At 68.3% G+C, this 16,094-nt stretch carries 17 protein-coding genes; 9 read left to right on the top strand and 8 right to left on the bottom strand.

The features are described from left to right. Nucleotides 1-7: 7 nt before the first annotated feature. Nucleotides 8-1,027 (top strand): DNA polymerase III subunit delta, encoded by a 1,020-nt coding sequence (holA, locus tag ACQKJZ_RS01070; RefSeq protein ID WP_427729680.1) that lies wholly within the window; start codon nt 8-10, stop codon nt 1,025-1,027. A 269-nt stretch (nt 1,028-1,296) separates the two neighbouring features. Here the strand turns inward: holA and ACQKJZ_RS01065 are convergent, their stop codons facing one another. Beyond that, nucleotides 1,297-2,391 carry an alkene reductase gene (locus ACQKJZ_RS01065; RefSeq protein WP_427729679.1) on the bottom strand — a complete coding sequence of 365 codons (1,095 nt, stop codon included), beginning with the start codon at nt 2,389-2,391 and terminating at the stop codon, nt 1,297-1,299. A gap of 65 nt (nt 2,392-2,456) precedes the next feature. On the opposite strand from ACQKJZ_RS01065, the gene ACQKJZ_RS01060 reads away from it, so the two are divergent. The 6 genes from ACQKJZ_RS01060 to ACQKJZ_RS01035 all read left to right on the top strand — a co-directional run bounded on the left by ACQKJZ_RS01060 (nt 2,457) and on the right by ACQKJZ_RS01035 (nt 8,696). Next, complete coding sequence (locus tag ACQKJZ_RS01060) at nt 2,457-3,449, top strand: DMT family transporter (RefSeq protein WP_427729678.1); 993 nt, start codon at nt 2,457-2,459, stop codon at nt 3,447-3,449. Beyond that, complete coding sequence (locus ACQKJZ_RS01055; protein WP_427729677.1) at nt 3,446-4,120, top strand: COQ9 family protein; 675 nt, start codon at nt 3,446-3,448, stop codon at nt 4,118-4,120. Before ACQKJZ_RS01060 ends, ACQKJZ_RS01055 begins: the two co-directional genes overlap by 4 nt. 212 nt (nt 4,121-4,332) lie before the next feature. Further along, on the top strand, nt 4,333-4,584 hold the full coding sequence (locus ACQKJZ_RS01050) for a FeoA family protein (protein ID WP_409529591.1): 252 nt from the start codon (nt 4,333-4,335) through the stop codon (nt 4,582-4,584). Nucleotides 4,585-4,600: 16 nt separating this feature from the next. Then, complete coding sequence (gene feoB / locus ACQKJZ_RS01045) at nt 4,601-6,460, top strand: ferrous iron transporter B (protein ID WP_427729676.1); 1,860 nt, start codon at nt 4,601-4,603, stop codon at nt 6,458-6,460. Nucleotides 6,461-6,479: 19 nt separating this feature from the next. Then, entirely contained in the window at nt 6,480-7,073 is a 594-nt protein-coding gene (gene ssb, locus ACQKJZ_RS01040; RefSeq protein ID WP_312489062.1) for a single-stranded DNA-binding protein, read from the top strand. A gap of 51 nt (nt 7,074-7,124) precedes the next feature. After that, the gene (locus ACQKJZ_RS01035; protein WP_312489063.1) at nt 7,125-8,696 is read left to right on the top strand and encodes a sensor histidine kinase; all 1,572 of its coding nucleotides are present in this window, start codon (nt 7,125-7,127) and stop codon (nt 8,694-8,696) included. Between the two features lie 79 nt (nt 8,697-8,775). On the opposite strand, the gene ACQKJZ_RS01030 is transcribed toward ACQKJZ_RS01035, so the two are convergent. From ACQKJZ_RS01030 to metX, 3 genes are all read right to left on the bottom strand, one after another. Then, nucleotides 8,776-9,168, bottom strand: a complete 393-nt coding sequence (locus ACQKJZ_RS01030) for a response regulator (protein ID WP_312489065.1) — start codon at nt 9,166-9,168, stop codon at nt 8,776-8,778. 67 nt (nt 9,169-9,235) lie between these two features. Next, entirely contained in the window at nt 9,236-9,829 is a 594-nt protein-coding gene (metW, locus tag ACQKJZ_RS01025) for a methionine biosynthesis protein MetW (protein WP_427729675.1), read from the bottom strand. After that, nucleotides 9,826-10,986 (bottom strand): homoserine O-acetyltransferase MetX, encoded by a 1,161-nt coding sequence (gene metX, locus ACQKJZ_RS01020; protein WP_427729674.1) that lies wholly within the window; start codon nt 10,984-10,986, stop codon nt 9,826-9,828. The genes metW and metX overlap by 4 nt, the downstream gene beginning before the upstream one ends. Before the next feature lie 64 nt (nt 10,987-11,050). On the opposite strand from metX, the gene hisC reads away from it, so the two are divergent. Together hisC and ACQKJZ_RS01010 are read left to right on the top strand one after the other, a co-directional pair. Next, nucleotides 11,051-12,157 (top strand): histidinol-phosphate transaminase, encoded by a 1,107-nt coding sequence (hisC, locus tag ACQKJZ_RS01015; protein ID WP_427729673.1) that lies wholly within the window; start codon nt 11,051-11,053, stop codon nt 12,155-12,157. Beyond that, on the top strand, nt 12,157-13,068 hold the full coding sequence (locus tag ACQKJZ_RS01010; protein ID WP_427729672.1) for a prephenate/arogenate dehydrogenase family protein: 912 nt from the start codon (nt 12,157-12,159) through the stop codon (nt 13,066-13,068). The genes hisC and ACQKJZ_RS01010 overlap by 1 nt, the downstream gene beginning before the upstream one ends. A 101-nt stretch (nt 13,069-13,169) precedes the next feature. Here ACQKJZ_RS01010 and ACQKJZ_RS01005 read toward each other — a convergent pair whose 3' ends face one another. Genes ACQKJZ_RS01005 through ftsE form a run of 4 tightly spaced genes read right to left on the bottom strand, consistent with a single transcriptional unit; the run spans nt 13,170 to nt 16,025 of the window. Then, nucleotides 13,170-13,880 (bottom strand): lysophospholipid acyltransferase family protein, encoded by a 711-nt coding sequence (locus ACQKJZ_RS01005; RefSeq protein WP_427729671.1) that lies wholly within the window; start codon nt 13,878-13,880, stop codon nt 13,170-13,172. Further along, entirely contained in the window at nt 13,877-14,413 is a 537-nt protein-coding gene (locus ACQKJZ_RS01000) for a YdcF family protein (RefSeq protein WP_037569839.1), read from the bottom strand. The genes ACQKJZ_RS01005 and ACQKJZ_RS01000 overlap by 4 nt, the downstream gene beginning before the upstream one ends. Further along, nucleotides 14,410-15,300, bottom strand: a complete 891-nt coding sequence (locus tag ACQKJZ_RS00995) for a cell division protein FtsX (RefSeq protein WP_427729670.1) — start codon at nt 15,298-15,300, stop codon at nt 14,410-14,412. Before ACQKJZ_RS00995 ends, ACQKJZ_RS01000 begins: the two co-directional genes overlap by 4 nt. Continuing rightward, nucleotides 15,300-16,025 (bottom strand): cell division ATP-binding protein FtsE, encoded by a 726-nt coding sequence (ftsE, locus tag ACQKJZ_RS00990; protein WP_427729669.1) that lies wholly within the window; start codon nt 16,023-16,025, stop codon nt 15,300-15,302. The genes ACQKJZ_RS00995 and ftsE overlap by 1 nt, the downstream gene beginning before the upstream one ends. Nucleotides 16,026-16,094: the final 69 nt, after the last annotated feature.

Raw genomic sequence — 16,094 nt, 5'->3', positions numbered from 1 at the left:
CTGCTTCGTGAAAGCCAATGCCGGGCAAATCCGTCGGGCGCTGAGCCGCCCGCCGGCCGATGTCCGGCTCTATCTGCTGCACGGCCCCGATGAGGCCGGTGCGAACGAGCTGGCGCGGCTGCTCGCCCAGGCGATGGGGCGCGAGGCGGAGCGGATCGACCTCGATTCGGCGACGCTGAAAAGCGACCCCGCACGGCTGACCGACGAGGCGGCGGCGCTGTCGCTGTTCGGCGGCCCGCGCTTCATCCGCATCGCCAGCGTCGGCGAGGAGGGGCTGGCGGCGTTCACCGCGCTGCTGGAGGCGGAATCGGTGGGCAATCCGGTCGTCGCCATCGCCCCCACGGTCAAGACCACCGCCAAGATCGTCAAGCTGGCGCTCGATTCGCCGCGCGCGATGGCGTTCGGCTGTTATGCGCCGACCGCCGCCGATGCCGAACGGCTGGCCGCGACCATGGCGGGCGAGATGGGATTGCGGCTGGCCGCCGGCGTGCCCACCCGGCTGGTCGAGGCGGCGGGCGCGGACCGTGCGGTCATCACCCGCGAACTGGAGAAGCTGGCGCTCTATCTCGACGCCGATAGCGACCGCCCGCGCGAGGTCGATCACGCCGCGATGGACGCGATCGGCGCCGATCTGGGCGAGGCGGAGATGGGCGACGCGGTCGAGGCGGTGGTCGAGGGCCGTGTCGGCGATCTGGGCGGCGAGCTGGCATTGCTCGACGAGGGCGGGGCTTCCCCCATCCCCTGGCTGCGCGCGCTGGCGCGACGGCTGGTCGCGCTGGCGGAGATGCGCGCCGATATCGACAAGGGCGAACCGGTCGAGGCGGTGATGAAGCGCCACCGCGTCTTCTTCCGCGACGAGGCGAAAACGGCGCGCGCGCTGCGCCGCTGGACGCCCGCCATGCTGGCCCGCGCGCTCGCCCGCATCCGCGCCGCCGAACGCGCGGTGATGGCGCCCGGCAATGCCGGCGCGGTGCTGGCCGAAGCGGAAGCGACGATCATCGCGCAGGGGATCGCGCGGCGGGGCTGACGGGAAGAAAGCGTGCTGATTCAAGCAAGTCCCTCCCCTTCAGGAGCATCAGGTAAACCGTGCCCCGCGCGGTTTAGATCAGGCTGGGAGCCTGATCGACCTGATACTGGGTTGGGGTGGGGCCTCTCCACCGGCGCATGGCCTGCGGAAGCGCCCCACCCCGTCCCCTCCCCTGAAGGGGAGGGGCGCTCAAACCTCTAACCATCCTGACTTGGAGATCGACCTCCTTGCAGGGGAGGATGAAAAAAGGGGTCAGCACCCCCCTTCCGTCACGCCGCGCGCGATTGTTCGTCGAGCGTGGGATAGTCGATATAGCCCTCCGGCCCCTGGCTGTACCAGGTCGCCATGTCGCTCTCGTTGAGCGGCGCATCGATGCGCAGACGCTCGGGCAGATCGGGGTTCGCCAGGAAGGTGCGGCCAAAGGCGATGCCGTCCGCCACGCCCGAATCGATCGCGGCTTGCGCCTTGGCGCGGCTGTCGAAATCGCTGTTCAGGATCAGTGGGCCTTGGAACACCTCGCGAATCTGCGGCGACAGCTTGGGTACGTCGGTGCGGCCATAGGTGCCGTCCGGGCCGATCTCGCGCAGTTCGAGGAAGGCGATGCCCAGGTCCGACAGCATCTTCGCGGCGGGCACGAAGACCGAGGCGGGATCGCTGTCGTCCACGCCCTGGCTGTCGCCATTGGGCGAAAGGCGGACACCGACCCGCTCCTTGCCCGCGACCGAGATCACCCGCTCGGTGATCTCGCGCAGCAGGCGGATGCGGTTCTCGGGCACACCGCCATATTCGTCCTCGCGGTGGTTGGCATTGTCGCGGAGGAATTCGTCGATCAGATAGCCATTGGCGGCGTGAATCTGCACCCCGTCGAACCCGGCGGCCATCGCGTTGCGCGTCGCCAGCTCATAATCGTCGAGCAGGCGCGGGATTTCCGACAGTTCGAGCGGACGCGCCGTCTCGAAGTCCTTCTTGCCCTCGAAGGTATGCGCCTGCCCCTCGGTACGGGTGGCCGAGGACGACACCGGCTGCATCCCCGTTACCGAGCTGTGCACCTGACGGCCCATGTGCCAGAGCTGCGCGACGATGCGGCCGCCGGCCTTGTGCACCGCGTCGGTGACGGGCTTCCAGGCCTCGACCTGCTCGTCGGTCCACAGGCCCGGCGCATAGGGCCAGCCCAGCCCTTCGCGGCTGATGCCGGTGGCCTCGGAGATGATCAGGCCCGCGCCGGCGCGCTGCGCGTAATATTGCGCCATGATCGGCGTCGGCACCGCCTCTCGCGTGGCACGAGCGCGGGTGAGCGGCGCCATCAGGATACGGTTGGGGGCGTGGATCGCCCCGAGATCAATGGGGTCGAAGAGCGTTGGCATCAAAATGCAATCCTTTTGCGGCCTTTCCGGCCTGACGCAACGCAGATAGGGCGTTAAGGGAGCCCATGCCCGTGTCCGCGCCCCCAAGAAAAAGTGAACGCGTTGAAAGCGATGGTCTTTCGGACCGGAGCGGCACGATCGGGGCGGCGCCGGCGGCACCACCATTGGCCTTTATCGCGGTCATCCTCGCCAATGTGGCGCTCGCCTTCGGGCCGCTGCTCGTGCGGCTGGCGGATACCGGGCCGGTCGCCTCGGCCTTCTGGCGGATCACACTGGCGGCCCCCGTGCTGGCGCTGATCGCGCTGCTGGGGCCTGCGCGCCCCCGCGCGCCGGGCCGGGGGCAGCGGACGCTCTGGCTCGTACTGCTGGTCAGCGGCGTCGCCTTTGCCGGCGATCTGGGCACCTGGCATATCGGCATCCGCCAGACGACGATGGCCAATGCCACGCTGTTCGGCAATTCGGCGACCTTCATCTTCCCACTCTACGGCTTCCTGGTCGCGCGCGCCTGGCCCTCGCGGACGCAAGGCATCGCGCTGTTGCTCGCGGCGGTGGGTGCGGGGCTGCTCATGGGGCGCAGCTATCAGGTCGATCCGCGCCATCTGGTCGGCGATCTGCTGTGCGTGCTCGCCGGGCTGCTCTATGCGGGCTATTTCATCCTGATGTCGCGCGTCCGGGTCGCCATGCCCCCGGTTCCGGCGCTCGCCTGGTCGACCACCGCCAGCATCGTGCCGCTGTTCGTCTTCGCCACGCTGCTGGGCGAACGGGTCTGGCCCGGACATTGGAGCGCGCTGATCCTGCTCGCGCTGGGGAGCCAGATCATCGGCCAGGGGTTGATGATCTACGCGCTGGGGCTGCTCAGCCCGCTGGTCGTCGGTCTCGCCCTGCTGGTCCAGCCGATGGTCGCGACGGCGATCGGCTGGCTGGTCTATGGCGAGACGCTGGCCCTGCCCGACCTGATCGGCGTGGCGATGGTCGCCGTGGCGCTGGTGCTGGTACGGCGCGGATCGGGCAAGACTGTTGCCAAGCCCGCCGACATGGACGACGAGAGACGCATATGACCGAGGCTGCCATGACCGATGTTCAGGACCTGACTCTCGATGAGGTGCGCGCGCTGCTGGCGGACGGCATCGCGTCCAACGCCGCCTTCGACGGCTGGGGCGACGACGCGCGCGACATGGCGGCGGATGCGGCGGGCGTCGACCGCGACATCGCCCGCCTCGCCTTCAAGGACGGACCGGTCGCGATGATCGACGCCTGGTTCGCGCATATCGACCAGTCGATGGTCGCGGCGGTGCCGGCCGAACAGGCCGCCGCGATGAAGATCCGCCAGCGCATCACCGCACTGGTCGAGGCACGGCTGGACGCCGCCGCCCCGAATCGCGAGGCGCTGCGCCGCGCGCTGACCATCCTGGCGATGCCTCAGAACGCCGCTACGGCCGCGCGACTCGGTTGGCGGACGGTCGATGCGATCTGGGCGCAGGCGGGCGACACCGCGACCGATTACAACCACTATACCAAGCGCGCGACGCTGTTCGCCGTCTATGCTGCGACGATCGCCGCCTTCCTGAACGACGACAGCGAGGGCCATGCCGATACCCGTGCCTTCCTCGCCCGCCGGATCGAGGGGATCATGCGGTTCGAGAAGTGGAAGGCCGGCATGGTCAAGCGCGGCGAGAATAGGCCCAGCCTGTCGCGGTTTATCGGGCGGTTGCGGTATCCGGCGGTTTGAGGGAATGGCTCGGGGCGGGGGATTCCCTTGGCCTTCGACTTCGCTCAGGCTGAACGGACGTTGGAGTTTGGATCTGGATACCTCGCTCCGTTCGCACTGAGCGAAGTCGAAGTGCACGTCCCAAACCCACGCCCCCAACCCCATCCCAATCCCCACACCCATTTCATCAACGGGTAATTGATAATCAGTCGCACGGGGGTTATGTACCCCGCATGGCGATGTTGAGCAGTCTCGAAACCCTTCCCCGCCGGCAACCGGCGACCGTGGCCGCGATCGACTGGGCTCAGCTGGCGATCCCCGAGGCGCGGCGTCTGCGCGAATTGGGGTTCGACGAGGGCGTCGGCGTCGAGGTGCTGCACCGCGCGACGCTGGGCGGCGGTCCCATCGCCTGCCGGATCGGCCGCATGACCGTGGCGCTGCGTCGCCGGGTCGCCGCCTCGATCCGCGTCGCGACGGGCGCTTGAGGTCCAGCCAGACATAATGAACGCCGCACCGCTGGTCGCGCTCGTCGGCAATCCCAATGCCGGCAAAAGCGCCCTGTTCAACGCGCTCACCGGCGCGCGGCAGAAGGTCGGCAATTATCCCGGCGTCACCGTGGAGCGCCATTCGGGGCGATTGGTGCTCGACGACGGGCGTCCGGTCGAGCTAGTCGACCTGCCCGGCGCCTATAGCCTCGATCCCGGCAGCCTGGACGAACAGGTCACGCGCAACGTCGTGATGGGGGCGCAGGCGGGCGAGCGCCGCCCCGATGCGCTGGTCGTCGTGGTCGACGCCGCCAATCTCGACAATCATCTGCGCTTCGCGCTCCAATTGATCGCGCTCGGCCTGCCGGTCGTCGTCGCGCTCAACATGGTCGACCTGGCCGAGCGTGACGGGCTGACGCTCGACGCCGACATCCTCGCCCGCGAGCTGGGCGTGACGGTGATCCCCACCGTCGCAGTGCGCCGCCGGGGGCTGGATACCCTGAAATCCGAGATCGACCGGCTGGTGACCGAAGGGCGCGCGCATCCCGTCGCCGCCGCAGACCGGATCGACGACATCGTCACGCTGCAACGCCGCGCGCGCCAGCTGGCCGCCGCCGCGACCGTGGCCGAGACGCCGACGCGCCGATGGACGCACATGCTCGACTCGGTCGCGCTGCATCCCATTGCCGGGCCGATCCTGCTGGTCGGCCTGCTCTTCATCATGTTCCAGGCGGTCTTCGCCTGGTCCGAGGCGCCGATCGGCTGGATCGAGCAGGGTTTCGTGTGGGCGGAGGCGCAGGTTGGTGCGCTGCTGCCCGAGGGTTGGGTCCGCAGTCTCATCGCCGACGGCCTGATCGCCGGTGTCGGTGCGGTCATCGTCTTCCTGCCGCAGATTCTGATCCTGTTCCTCTTCATCCTGGTGCTGGAAGCGACCGGCTATATGGTCCGCGCCGCCTTCCTGATGGACCGGCTGATGGCGCAGGTGGGGCTGTCGGGGCGTGCTTTCATCCCGCTGCTGTCGTCCTTCGCCTGCGCGGTGCCCGGCATCATGGCGACGCGCACGATCGACGACGAGAAGGACCGGCTGACCACCATCCTGATCGCGCCGCTGATGACCTGCTCGGCGCGGCTGCCCGTCTATACCATCATCATCGGTGCGTTCATTCCCGATCGCCAGGTGCTGCCCTATGTCGGATTGCAGGGGCTGGTGCTGCTCGGCCTCTATCTGATGGGCATTGTCGGCGCGTTCGTCGCCGCGCTGCTGCTCCGCCGGACGGTCACCAAGGGCGCGTCGTCGGGCTTCATGATGGAGATGCCCAAATATCAGTGGCCGCATATGCGCGACGTGCTGCTCGGGCTGTGGAGCCGTGCGCTGATCTTCCTGAAGCGCGCTGGCACCACCATCGCGCTAACCACCGTCATCCTGTGGGCGCTGCTGTCCTTTCCCAAGCCGCCGGAAGGGTCGGGTATCTCGCCGGTCGACTATTCGATCGCGGGCCGCATCGCGAACGGCATCGAGGTGGCGGTGCGCCCGATCGGCTTCAACCGCGACATCGCGCTGGCACTGGTCCCGGCGATGGCCGCGCGCGAGGTGGCGGTGGCGGCGATCGGCACCGTCTATGCCATCGACGATACCGAGGATCAGGGCGGGCAGAAGGCGATCACCGACAATCTGAAGCGCAACTGGTCGCTGCCCACCGCACTCGCCTTTCTGATGTGGTTCGTCTTCGCGCCGCAATGCATCTCGACGATCGCGGTCACGCGACGCGAGACGAACGGCTGGAAATGGCCGGCCTTCATGGTGGGGTACCTTTTCGTGACCGCCTATGTCATGGCAGGGATCACGTACTGGTTGGCGGTTTTCGCCGGCCTCTGACATCAAACGGGACTGATATATGGCGGGCAGCGTCAACAAGGTGATCCTCGTCGGCAATCTGGGACGCGATCCCGAGAGCCGCTCCTTCCAGAATGGCGGCAAGGTCGTCGAGCTGCGCATCGCGACCTCCGAATCGTGGAAGGACCGCAACAGCGGCGAGCGCAAGGAGAAGACCGAGTGGCACACGGTCAAGATCTTCAACGAAGGCCTGGCCAATGTCGCCGAGCGTTTCCTGCGCAAGGGCTCTAAGGTCTATATCGAAGGCGCGCTGACCACCCGCAAGTGGCAGGACCAGCAGGGTAACGATCGTTATTCGACCGAGGTGACGCTGCAGGGCTTCAACTCGGTGCTGACCATGCTCGACGGCCCCGGCGGCGGCCAAGGCGGCGGTCGCAGCGGCGGCGGCGACTTTGGCGGCGGCGATGATTTCGGCGGCGGCGACTTCGGTGGCGGGTCGAGCGGTTATGGCGGCGGTTCGTCGGGTGGCGGCTATGGCGGCGGCAACCGTGGCGGCGCGGGCAACCAGGGCGGCAGCGGGAACGGCGGCAACCGTGGCGGGTTTGGACAGGGCGGCGGCTTCGCCGACGATCTGGACGACGACGTGCCCTTCTGATCGGGCACGAACCACGACAACCCAACGCGGATCATAAAGGCGCAGGACAGGATGGCGACCGGCCAGGCAGATGGTACGATGGAGCGACCATGGGCGGCGTCGGAGGCGGTGCGTGCCGAAGTCATCCAGTCCTATGACCTGGCCGGCTATCACCATTCCGGTGGCCTCGACGATCTGACCGCCTATGCCGCCGAGTTGTGTGGGACCGAGGTCGCGCTGGTCAGCCTCGTCGAGGAGGCAAGGCAGCGCTTCCTCGCCGCATTTGGCTTCGACCAGCCCGACACGCACCGCGATACGTCCTTTTGCGCGCACGCCATGCTGGACGACGAACCGGTCATGGTCGTGCCCGATGCGCGCGACGATCCGCGATTCGCGCAGATGTCGCTGGTCGTCGGGCCGCCGCATATCCGCTTCTATGCCGGGGCCCGGCTGATCTCGCGCGAGGGCGTGCCGCTGGGGGCGATCTGCGTCATCTCGGGCACGCCCCGCCCCGGGGGGCTGACCGATTTCCAGCGACGCGGACTGGAGATCCTGGCGACGGCGGTGATGGGCCGGTTGCAGGATCGCCGGGCGCGACTGGAGCATGTCCAGACCGTCGAGGCCTCCGAGGCGCGCGTCGCCGACAGCGAACAGCGTTTCCGCACGCTGGCCGACACCATGCCGCAAATGGTATGGTCGACGCTGCCCGACGGCTTCCACGATTATTACAACGCCCGCTGGTATGAGTTCACCGGCATGCCGGAGGGATCGACCGATGGCGAAGCCTGGAACGGCATGTTCCATCCCGAGGATCAGGAACGCGCGCGGACCCGGTGGCGGCACAGCCTGGTCACCGGTGAACCCTATCAGATCGAATATCGGCTGCGGCACCGCGACGGCCTGTATCGCTGGGTGCTGGGCCGGGCGCTGCCGATCCGTGACGGCGATGGGCGGATCACCCGCTGGTTCGGCACCTGTACCGACATTCACGAACAGAAGCTGGCGCTGGAAGAGCGGGAGATCGTCAGCCAGGAACTGAGCCACCGGATCAAGAACATCTTCGCGGTGATTTCCGGCCTGATCGCCTTTGCCGCGCGGACCAATCCGGCCTTTGGCGGCATCGCCAGCGACCTGCGCGACCGTATCACCGCGCTTGGCCGCGCGCACGACTTCGTCCGGCCGCACAGCCCGCAATCGCGTCCCAAGGCGCGGCAGGACAGCCTGCACGGCCTGCTCGCCGACCTGTTCGACGCCTATCGCCACGACACCACGCCGCGCATTCATTTGTCGGGTGACGATGTGCGGGTCGATGACCGCTCCGCCACGCCGCTGGCGCTGCTGTTCCACGAACTGGCGACCAACGCGGCCAAATATGGCGCGCTGTCGATCATCGACGGCGCGATCGACCTGACGATCGCGCAGCGGGACGAGATGGTCCGCCTGTGCTGGCGAGAGCGAGATGGCCCGGCGGTGACCGCACCGCCCGATCATAGCGGCTTCGGGTCGCAACTGATCGAGCTGTCGGCGGTGCGTCAGCTTGGCGGGCAGGTGACGCGTGAATGGCGGGCCGAGGGACTGGATGTAACGATCGACGTACCGCTGGCGTCGTTCAGCCGACCGGCGGGGATCGGTATCCCCCAATAGGCGGATTCGTCGGCGGACGGGGCGCCGGGGGGCTTATGCGGATCGGGTCAGCAGCCGGTCATGACGACCGCGGGAGGGATCAGGCGATCGCGCCCAGCGGTATGACCTCGTCGCAGCGTTGCGCGTCGCGGTTCGTCGCCAGCGCCGCCGCGGCCAGGATCGCCTGTTCGCTGAACGGCTTGCGGATATAGCCCAACGCCTGGATGTCGGGGGCGATCTGGGCGGGATTGGCGGTGACGAACACGATCTTGACGCCGTGATCCTGGGCGATGCGGCGCGCGATCTCGGGCCCCGTGGCGCCGTCGCGCAAATTGACATCGACGAAGGCGAACGCACAATTCGGCGCGACCTCGAAGGCGGTACGGCTGTCCGCCGCGATCCCCGCCACCTGATAGCCCGCGTCGGTCAAAATGCGCTCAAGATCGAGGGCCACGAATATCTCGTCTTCCACGATCAGGGCGGTTCGGCTCATGTCAAATTCCCGTCACTTTCCGCATCAACATCCTTGATCCAGATAAAGTTCCTGATGCGTCGTGATTTCAACGACGCAACAGAAATACGGCATGTTCGGCGCGGAAATTCGCCGCCGCCGCACTGGTCGGGCGCCCGCGTGACAGGAACCAGCTTCCCTCCACCGTGATCCGCCGCTCGCGGACGAAGGCGCGAAAATCGTCGATGGTGACATGGTGGATGTTGGGCGTGTCATACCATTGTTCGGGGAGCAGCCCGGTCACCGGCATCCGCCCGCCCCACAGCAGCGACAGCCGTACCCGCCAATGCGCGAAATTGGGGAAGGAGACGAAGGCGCGCCCACCGATGCGCAGCAGATGGTCGAGCACCTGGTCGGGCGCGCGCGCGGTCTGCAGCGTCTGGCTGAGGATCGCATAGTCGAACCCCTTGTCGGGATAGCCCGCCAGGTCGACATCGGCATCGCCCTGCACCACCGCCAGCCCGCGCGCGACCGCCGAGGCGACATTGGCGGGGTCGATCTCCAGCCCGCGTGCATCCACCCCCGCCTCGTCGCGCAGCGCCGCCATCAATTGCCCGTCGCCGCAACCGACATCCAGCACGCGCGCGCCGCGCGCGACATGCCGTGCGATGATCGCGAGGTCGGGGCGTAGCGTCTCGCTCATGGTTCGGCCCGCAGGAAGCCGTCGATTACCCGGTTCATCTCGGGCGCTTCGAGCAGGAAGGCGTCATGGCCATACGGACTCGACAGTTCGACGAAGCTCGCCGCCGCACCCGCCGCATTGAGCGCCTGCACCACGGCGCGCGACTCGGAGGTCGGATAGAGCCAGTCGGTGTCGAAGCTGACGAGGCAGAAACGGGTCTTCGTCCCCCGGAACGCACTGGCGAGCAGCCCGCCATGTTCCTCGGCCAGATCGAAATAATCGAGCGCGCGGGTGATGTAGAGGTACGAATTGGCGTCGAACCGGTCGACGAAGCTCAATCCCTGATGCCGGAGATAGCTCTCGACCTGGAAATCGGCGTCGAACCCGAAGCTCTTGGCCCCATCGGGCCGGTCGGGCCGCGCTTGGAGCCGCCGCCCGAACTTCTCGGTCAGCCCCGCCTCGGACAGATAGGTGATGTGCGCCGCCATCCGCGCGACCGCAAGACCGGCGGCGGGGGGATCGTTCGACTCATAGTACGCGCCGCCGCGCCATTTCGGATCGGCCATGATCGCCTGCCGCCCGACCTCGTGAAAGGCGATATTCTGCGCCGAATGCCGCGCGGTCGACGCGACCATGACGCAGGCACGCACCCGATCGGGAAAGGTGGCGGCCCAGCTCAGCGCCTGCATGCCCCCCATCGATCCGCCGACCACCGCCTTCAGCTGTCCGACGCCCAGATGGTCGAGCAGCATCCCTTGCGCGCGCACCATGTCGCGGATGGTGATGACCGGAAAGCGCATGCCCCAGGGTTCGGCGGTCGAGGGGTCGATGGTGGCGGGGCCGGACGAGCCCATGCAGCTGCCGATGACGTTCGAGCAGATGATGAAATGCCGCGTCGGATCGATCGGCTTGCCCTCCCCCACCAGGCGGGTCCACCAGCCCGGCTTGCCGGTACGCGGATGGGGCGAGGCGACATGCTGGTCGCCGGTCAGCGCATGGCAGATCAGGATGGCGTTCGAGCCATCGGCGTTCAGCGTGCCATAGGTCTCATAGCCGATCTCGACTGGCGACAAGAGCCCACCGCCATCGAGCCGCAGCGGCCCAGGCAGCACGACATGCCGCGACAGACCGAAACGCTGGTCGTCGCTGTGGGATAAAGCGGAAACGGAAGCGGCCATGGAGCCCTATCCGCTAGGCCGCGATGCTTGGCAACGCAAGGGCGAGGCCGCTATGGCGGGTGCCATGACCGACCGCCAAGCTCCCGAACCGATCTCCTGGGTCCAGGCCATCGCGCCCTATGTCCCCGGCCGTGCGACGACCGCTGACGGGCGCAAGGTCATCAAACTCTCGGCCAATGAGAATCCGCTGGGGACGAGCGAAAAGGCGCGCGCTGCCTTCGCCGCCGCCGCCGCGCAGCTGGAGCGTTACCCCGATCCGGGCGCGACCGCGCTGCGCGAGGCCATCGGCGCAGTGCACGGGCTTGACCCGGCACGGATCATCTACGGCACCGGCTCGGACGAAATCCTGCATCTGGCGGCGGGCGCGTTCGCCGGGCCGGGGGACGAGATCATCCATGTCCGCTACGGCTTTGCGGTCTATGAAATCGCCACCCGCCGCGTGGGCGCAGAGCCGGTGGTGGTTGCCGACCATGACTATGCCACCGATGTCGACGCGATCTTGGGCGCCGTGACGGACAAGACGAAGGTCGTCTTCGTCGCCAATCCCAACAACCCGACCGGCACCTATGCGGGTGCGGGCGAAATCGCGCGGCTGCACGCCGGACTGCCGAGCCATGTCCTGCTGGTCCTCGACCAGGCCTATGCCGAATATCTGGAGCCGGGCGAGGATGACGGCGGGCTGGCGCTGGCCGAGTCCGCATCGAACGTGCTGGTATCGCGCACCTTCTCCAAAATCCATGGCCTCGCCGCCGAGCGGATCGGCTGGGGCTATGCCACCGCGCCCATCATCGACGCGCTGCATCGCATCCGCGCGCCGTTCAACGTGACGATCGCCGGACAGAATGCCGCGATCGAGGCGATCCGCGACCGCGCTTTCGTCGAGGCGTCGCGTGCGCATAACGCCCAGTGGCTCGGCTGGTTCGAGGAGCAGGTCGCAGCGCTGGGCAATGCGGGCCTGCGCTGCGTGCCGTCCAAGGCCAATTTCTCGCTGGTGTTGTTCGAGGGGCAACTCACCGCCGAGCGTGCCTATCATGGCTTGATGGACGCAGGCTATATCGTCCGCTGGCTGCCGAGCCAGGGCCTGGGCCATGGCCTGCGCATCACCATCGGCACCGAGGACGAGGTGAAGGGCGTCATCGCCGCGCTGCGCCAGATGGTAGACGCAGGCTGATGCTGCCCTTCGCGCGGATCACCATCATTGGGCTCGGCCTGATCGGCTCCTCGGTCGCGCGGGCGACGCGGAAAGCCATGCCGACCGCGCGGATCACGGCGTACGATGCCGACCCGCAGGTGCGCGAGACGGTGCGCGCGCTCGATCTGGCCGATGACGTCGCCGACACGGCCGGTGCGAGTGTGATCGACGCCGACTTCGTGATCCTGTGCGTGCCGGTCGGCGCGATGGGCGCGGTCGCCGCCGAGTTCGCCGACGATCTGCCCGCCGAGGCGATCGTGTCCGACGTGGGCAGCTGCAAGGGCTCGGTCCTCGCCGCACTGAGCGAGGCGCTGCCCAACGCGACGATCATCCCGGCGCATCCGGTCGCGGGCACCGAGCGCAGCGGGCCGGAGGCGGGCTTCGCCACGCTGTTTCAGAAACGCTGGTGCATCGTCACGCCGCCCGAGGGCGCGGACGCACTGGCGGTCGAACGGGTGGCCGAATTCTGGCGGCGGCTGGGCGCCGATGTCGAGCTGATGGCCCCTGACCATCACGACCGGGTACTCGCCGTCACCAGCCATTTGCCGCATCTGATCGCCTATACGATCGTCGGTACCGCCAGCGACCTGGAGGAAGTGACCCAGTCCGAGGTCATCAAATATTCCGCCGGCGGCTTCCGCGACTTCACCCGCATCGCCGCGTCGGACCCGACCATGTGGCGCGACGTGTTCCTGACCAACCGCGAGGCGGTGCTGGAGATGCTCCAGCGCTTTTCCGAGGATCTCAGCCAGCTGCAACGCGCGATCCGCTGGGGCAAGGGCGACGAGCTGTTCGACCTGTTCAGCCGCACCCGCGCCATCCGCCGCTCGATCATCGACCAGGGCCAGGACGACGCGCGCGAGGATTTCGGGCGGAATCACGAGGGCTGACGATCCTCCCCGGCACGGGGAGGGGGACCGCCACGAAGCGGTGGTGGAGGGGGTTCACCACAAGGGATGACCTATGCGGCAAGCCCCCCCTCCGTCAGGGCTTACGCCCTGCCACCTCCCCGTGCCGGGGAGGATTCCAGCGCATTCATCGCGGCATGCACCTTCGCCTCCGCCTCGGCGCGCGGCAGGCCCGGCGGGATCACCTCGCCGAAGCGCAGCGTCACCACCCCCGGCCGCTTCAGCCCCTTTCGCGGCCACACCAGTCCCGAATCGGTCGCCACCGGCACCACCGGCAGGTTCAGCATCCGGTACAGCCCGGCGAAACCGGGCTTGAGCGGCGGCGTCTCGCCGGGCTTCACCCGGGTGCCTTCGGGGAAGATCATGATCGCCCGCCCCTGCTTCACCGCGACCTGCGCGTCCCGCATCATGCCGCGCATCGCCTTGGCCGAGGCCGCGCGGTCGACGACGATCGCGCCGTATTTGCGCACCGCCCAGCCCCAGAGCGGGATATTGGCCAGCTCGCGCTTCAGCACCATGGCGGGCGCGCCCAGGATGCGTTGCAGCTCCATCGTCTCGAACATCGCCTGATGCTTGGCGGGGTAGAGCGCCGGCGTGGTCGGCCGGGTGCCCTCGACGCGCACGCGGATACCCAGAATCCAGCGCGTGCAGATGCGGTGGAAGCGCGTCCAGCTCGTCGCCCAGTGGATCACCGCCCGTCGCCCCCCCACCGCGATCAGCGGCGACAACAGCGCCATCACCGCCGACACCGGATAGAAGATCGCGACGAACACGATGTTGCGAAGAAGAATCACGCGCCAATCCCCGTCCAAAGCGCGATCCTGCGCAGGATCAGCTTGTTATATTCGTTCACCAGCGTGCCCAGCCGTGGCTCGGACGGCACCCCGTCGCCCAGCACCACCACCTGCGGCCCGAGCGCCGCGACCAGCTCCATCCGCGCGCGCGGCAAATGCCAGTCGGAGGTGACCAGCCGCACCGTGCGATAGCCATGCTCGCGCACCCAGCGCGCCGTTTCCTCGGCATTGGACCGCGTGTCGACCGCCTCCAGCCCCAGATCGATACAGCAGGAAAACAGCGACGGCGCGGTGCGATAGGTGCGCGCCAGGTCGATCGGCCGCACGCCGGGCGCGACCCCCGTCACCAGCATCCGCTTGGCCTGATGCGCCTGCAGCAGCGCGATGCCGCGATCGATCCGCCCCGCCCCGCCGGTCGGCACCACGATCGCATCGGTGGTGTTGTTCTCTAGCGGGTGCGGCAGGCTGAGCATGAAGGCGGCGAACCCCAGGCACCAGCCGAGCGCGACGAGACCGATCAGCCTCAGCATCAGAGCATCCGCCGCATCTGCGCCAAAACCGCCAGTCGCGCCGCCAGCACCGCCAGCGCGACGAACCCCAGCGGCAACGCGACCAGCATCGCCAGATCGCGCATCGCCAGCGTCATCCCGCCTAGCAATTCCGATTCGAGCGCGCCCACCTGTCGCGCGACGATCCAGATCGCGATCGCCGCGAGGACGCTGCCCACGCCCGCGCCGATCCCGGCGTCGAGCGCGATGCGCCGCTGGAACAGCCGGGCGACCTGGCGATCGGTCGCGCCGAGCATATGGATGACCTCGATCGTGCCGCGATGCGCCTCCAGCCCGGCGCGCGCCGCCAGCATGACCACCGCCGCCGTCGCCCCCAGCATCAGCAGGATGATGACCCCGGCCAGCCAGGCGGCGGTGTCCAGCAGCCGGCCCACCGGCCCCAGCCAGGTGGCATGCGAATCGACCCGCGCCGCGCCGCTCGCGCGCGTGACCGCCGCCGTGACCCGCCGGACCGCGTCGCCGCCATCGCCCTTCAGGTCGACATCGATCAACGCCGGTACGGGCAGTTCGGCGGCGGCGGCATCGCTGCCCAGCCAGGGCTGGAGCATCCGCGCCAGATCGGCCTGCGCCACCGGGGTCGCGCGTGCGACATCGCTTTGCCCGCGCAGCACCGCCAGCACGCGCGCGGCGGCGGCATCGCGCCGCTGCGCCTCGCCCTCGACGATCTGGACGGTCAGCCGCCCCGCCATCTGCCGGTCGAGCGCCCCCGCCGCCCGCGCGGTCGCCAGCCCTGCGGCGGCGGTCAGCAGCGTCAGGAACAGCATGATCGCGATGACCCAGCTCATGACATGCGCACCGCCGACATCGTCGAGCGCGCGGGCCTCCGCCCCCGTCCCCTTGCGTGCCCGCATCACAGGCCGCTCCGCACCAGCGTCGAGGGCGGCGGTTTCGACGCCGGCGGCAGCGGTTCGGGATCGACCAGCCGGCCGCGATCCAGATGCAGGCGATGGCCGTCCGGCACCCGGTCGATCAGGTGCCAGTCATGCGTCGCCATGACGACGGTGGTGCCCAGCCGATGGAGCGAATGGAACAGGTGGAGCAGCCGCTCGGCCATGGCGGGGTCGACGTTACCGGTCGGCTCGTCGGCGACCAGCATTTCGGGGCGCGCGATCACCGCGCGCGCGATCGCCACCCGCTGCTGCTCCCCGCCCGACAAGGTGGCGGGGCGTGCGTTCGCGCGTTCGGACAGGCCGATCCAGGCCAGCATCTCGCGCACCGCGCGCGCGATCTCCGATTCGGCCATGCCCGCGACGCGTAAAGGGAGCGCGATATTGTCGGCGGCCGACAGATGCGGGATCAGGCGGAAATCCTGGAACACCACCCCGATCCGCCGCCGAAAACCGGGCAGGCGGTCGCGTGGCAGGATGACGGCATCCTCGCCGAACAGGCGAATGATTCCCCGGCTGGGACGTTGCGCCAGATAGAGCAGGCGCAACAGCGAGGTCTTTCCCGCGCCGCTGGCCCCGGTCAGGAAATAGAATTGGCCCGAGCGCAGCGTGAAACTGACGTCGCACAGCGTTTCCTCGCCCGCGCCGTATCGCAGACCGACATTCTCGAACTGGACGATGTTCGCCATGCCCTGCGGGCCTTGGCATGGCACGCCGCGCGCTTCAAGTTCCGCGCTTCACGCTTGCCACGCCCGGGG

Origin of the sequence: Sphingomonas sp. NPDC019816 (assembly GCF_050274375.1) — a bacterium.
Taxonomy (GTDB): Bacteria; Pseudomonadota; Alphaproteobacteria; order Sphingomonadales; family Sphingomonadaceae; genus Sphingomonas.
This window is presented reverse-complemented; position numbering and strand designations above follow the sequence as displayed.

What these genes read in the sequence shown, in the direction of transcription:
- ACQKJZ_RS01065 (WP_427729679.1), bottom strand. Translation starts at nt 2,391, where the DNA reads ATGCCAACGCTCTTCGACCCCATTGATCTCGGGGCGATCCACGCCCCC.
- ACQKJZ_RS01060 (WP_427729678.1), top strand. Translation starts at nt 2,457, where the DNA reads ATGCCCGTGTCCGCGCCCCCAAGAAAAAGTGAACGCGTTGAAAGCGAT.
- ACQKJZ_RS01055 (WP_427729677.1), top strand. Translation starts at nt 3,446, where the DNA reads ATGACCGAGGCTGCCATGACCGATGTTCAGGACCTGACTCTCGATGAG.
- ACQKJZ_RS01050 (WP_409529591.1), top strand. Translation starts at nt 4,333, where the DNA reads ATGGCGATGTTGAGCAGTCTCGAAACCCTTCCCCGCCGGCAACCGGCG.
- feoB (WP_427729676.1), top strand. Translation starts at nt 4,601, where the DNA reads ATGAACGCCGCACCGCTGGTCGCGCTCGTCGGCAATCCCAATGCCGGC.
- ssb (WP_312489062.1), top strand. Translation starts at nt 6,480, where the DNA reads ATGGCGGGCAGCGTCAACAAGGTGATCCTCGTCGGCAATCTGGGACGC.
- ACQKJZ_RS01035 (WP_312489063.1), top strand. Translation starts at nt 7,125, where the DNA reads ATGGCGACCGGCCAGGCAGATGGTACGATGGAGCGACCATGGGCGGCG.
- ACQKJZ_RS01030 (WP_312489065.1), bottom strand. Translation starts at nt 9,168, where the DNA reads ATGAGCCGAACCGCCCTGATCGTGGAAGACGAGATATTCGTGGCCCTC.
- metW (WP_427729675.1), bottom strand. Translation starts at nt 9,829, where the DNA reads ATGAGCGAGACGCTACGCCCCGACCTCGCGATCATCGCACGGCATGTC.
- metX (WP_427729674.1), bottom strand. Translation starts at nt 10,986, where the DNA reads ATGGCCGCTTCCGTTTCCGCTTTATCCCACAGCGACGACCAGCGTTTC.
- hisC (WP_427729673.1), top strand. Translation starts at nt 11,051, where the DNA reads ATGACCGACCGCCAAGCTCCCGAACCGATCTCCTGGGTCCAGGCCATC.
- ACQKJZ_RS01010 (WP_427729672.1), top strand. Translation starts at nt 12,157, where the DNA reads ATGCTGCCCTTCGCGCGGATCACCATCATTGGGCTCGGCCTGATCGGC.
- ACQKJZ_RS00995 (WP_427729670.1), bottom strand. Translation starts at nt 15,300, where the DNA reads ATGCGGGCACGCAAGGGGACGGGGGCGGAGGCCCGCGCGCTCGACGAT.
- ftsE (WP_427729669.1), bottom strand. Translation starts at nt 16,025, where the DNA reads ATGGCGAACATCGTCCAGTTCGAGAATGTCGGTCTGCGATACGGCGCG.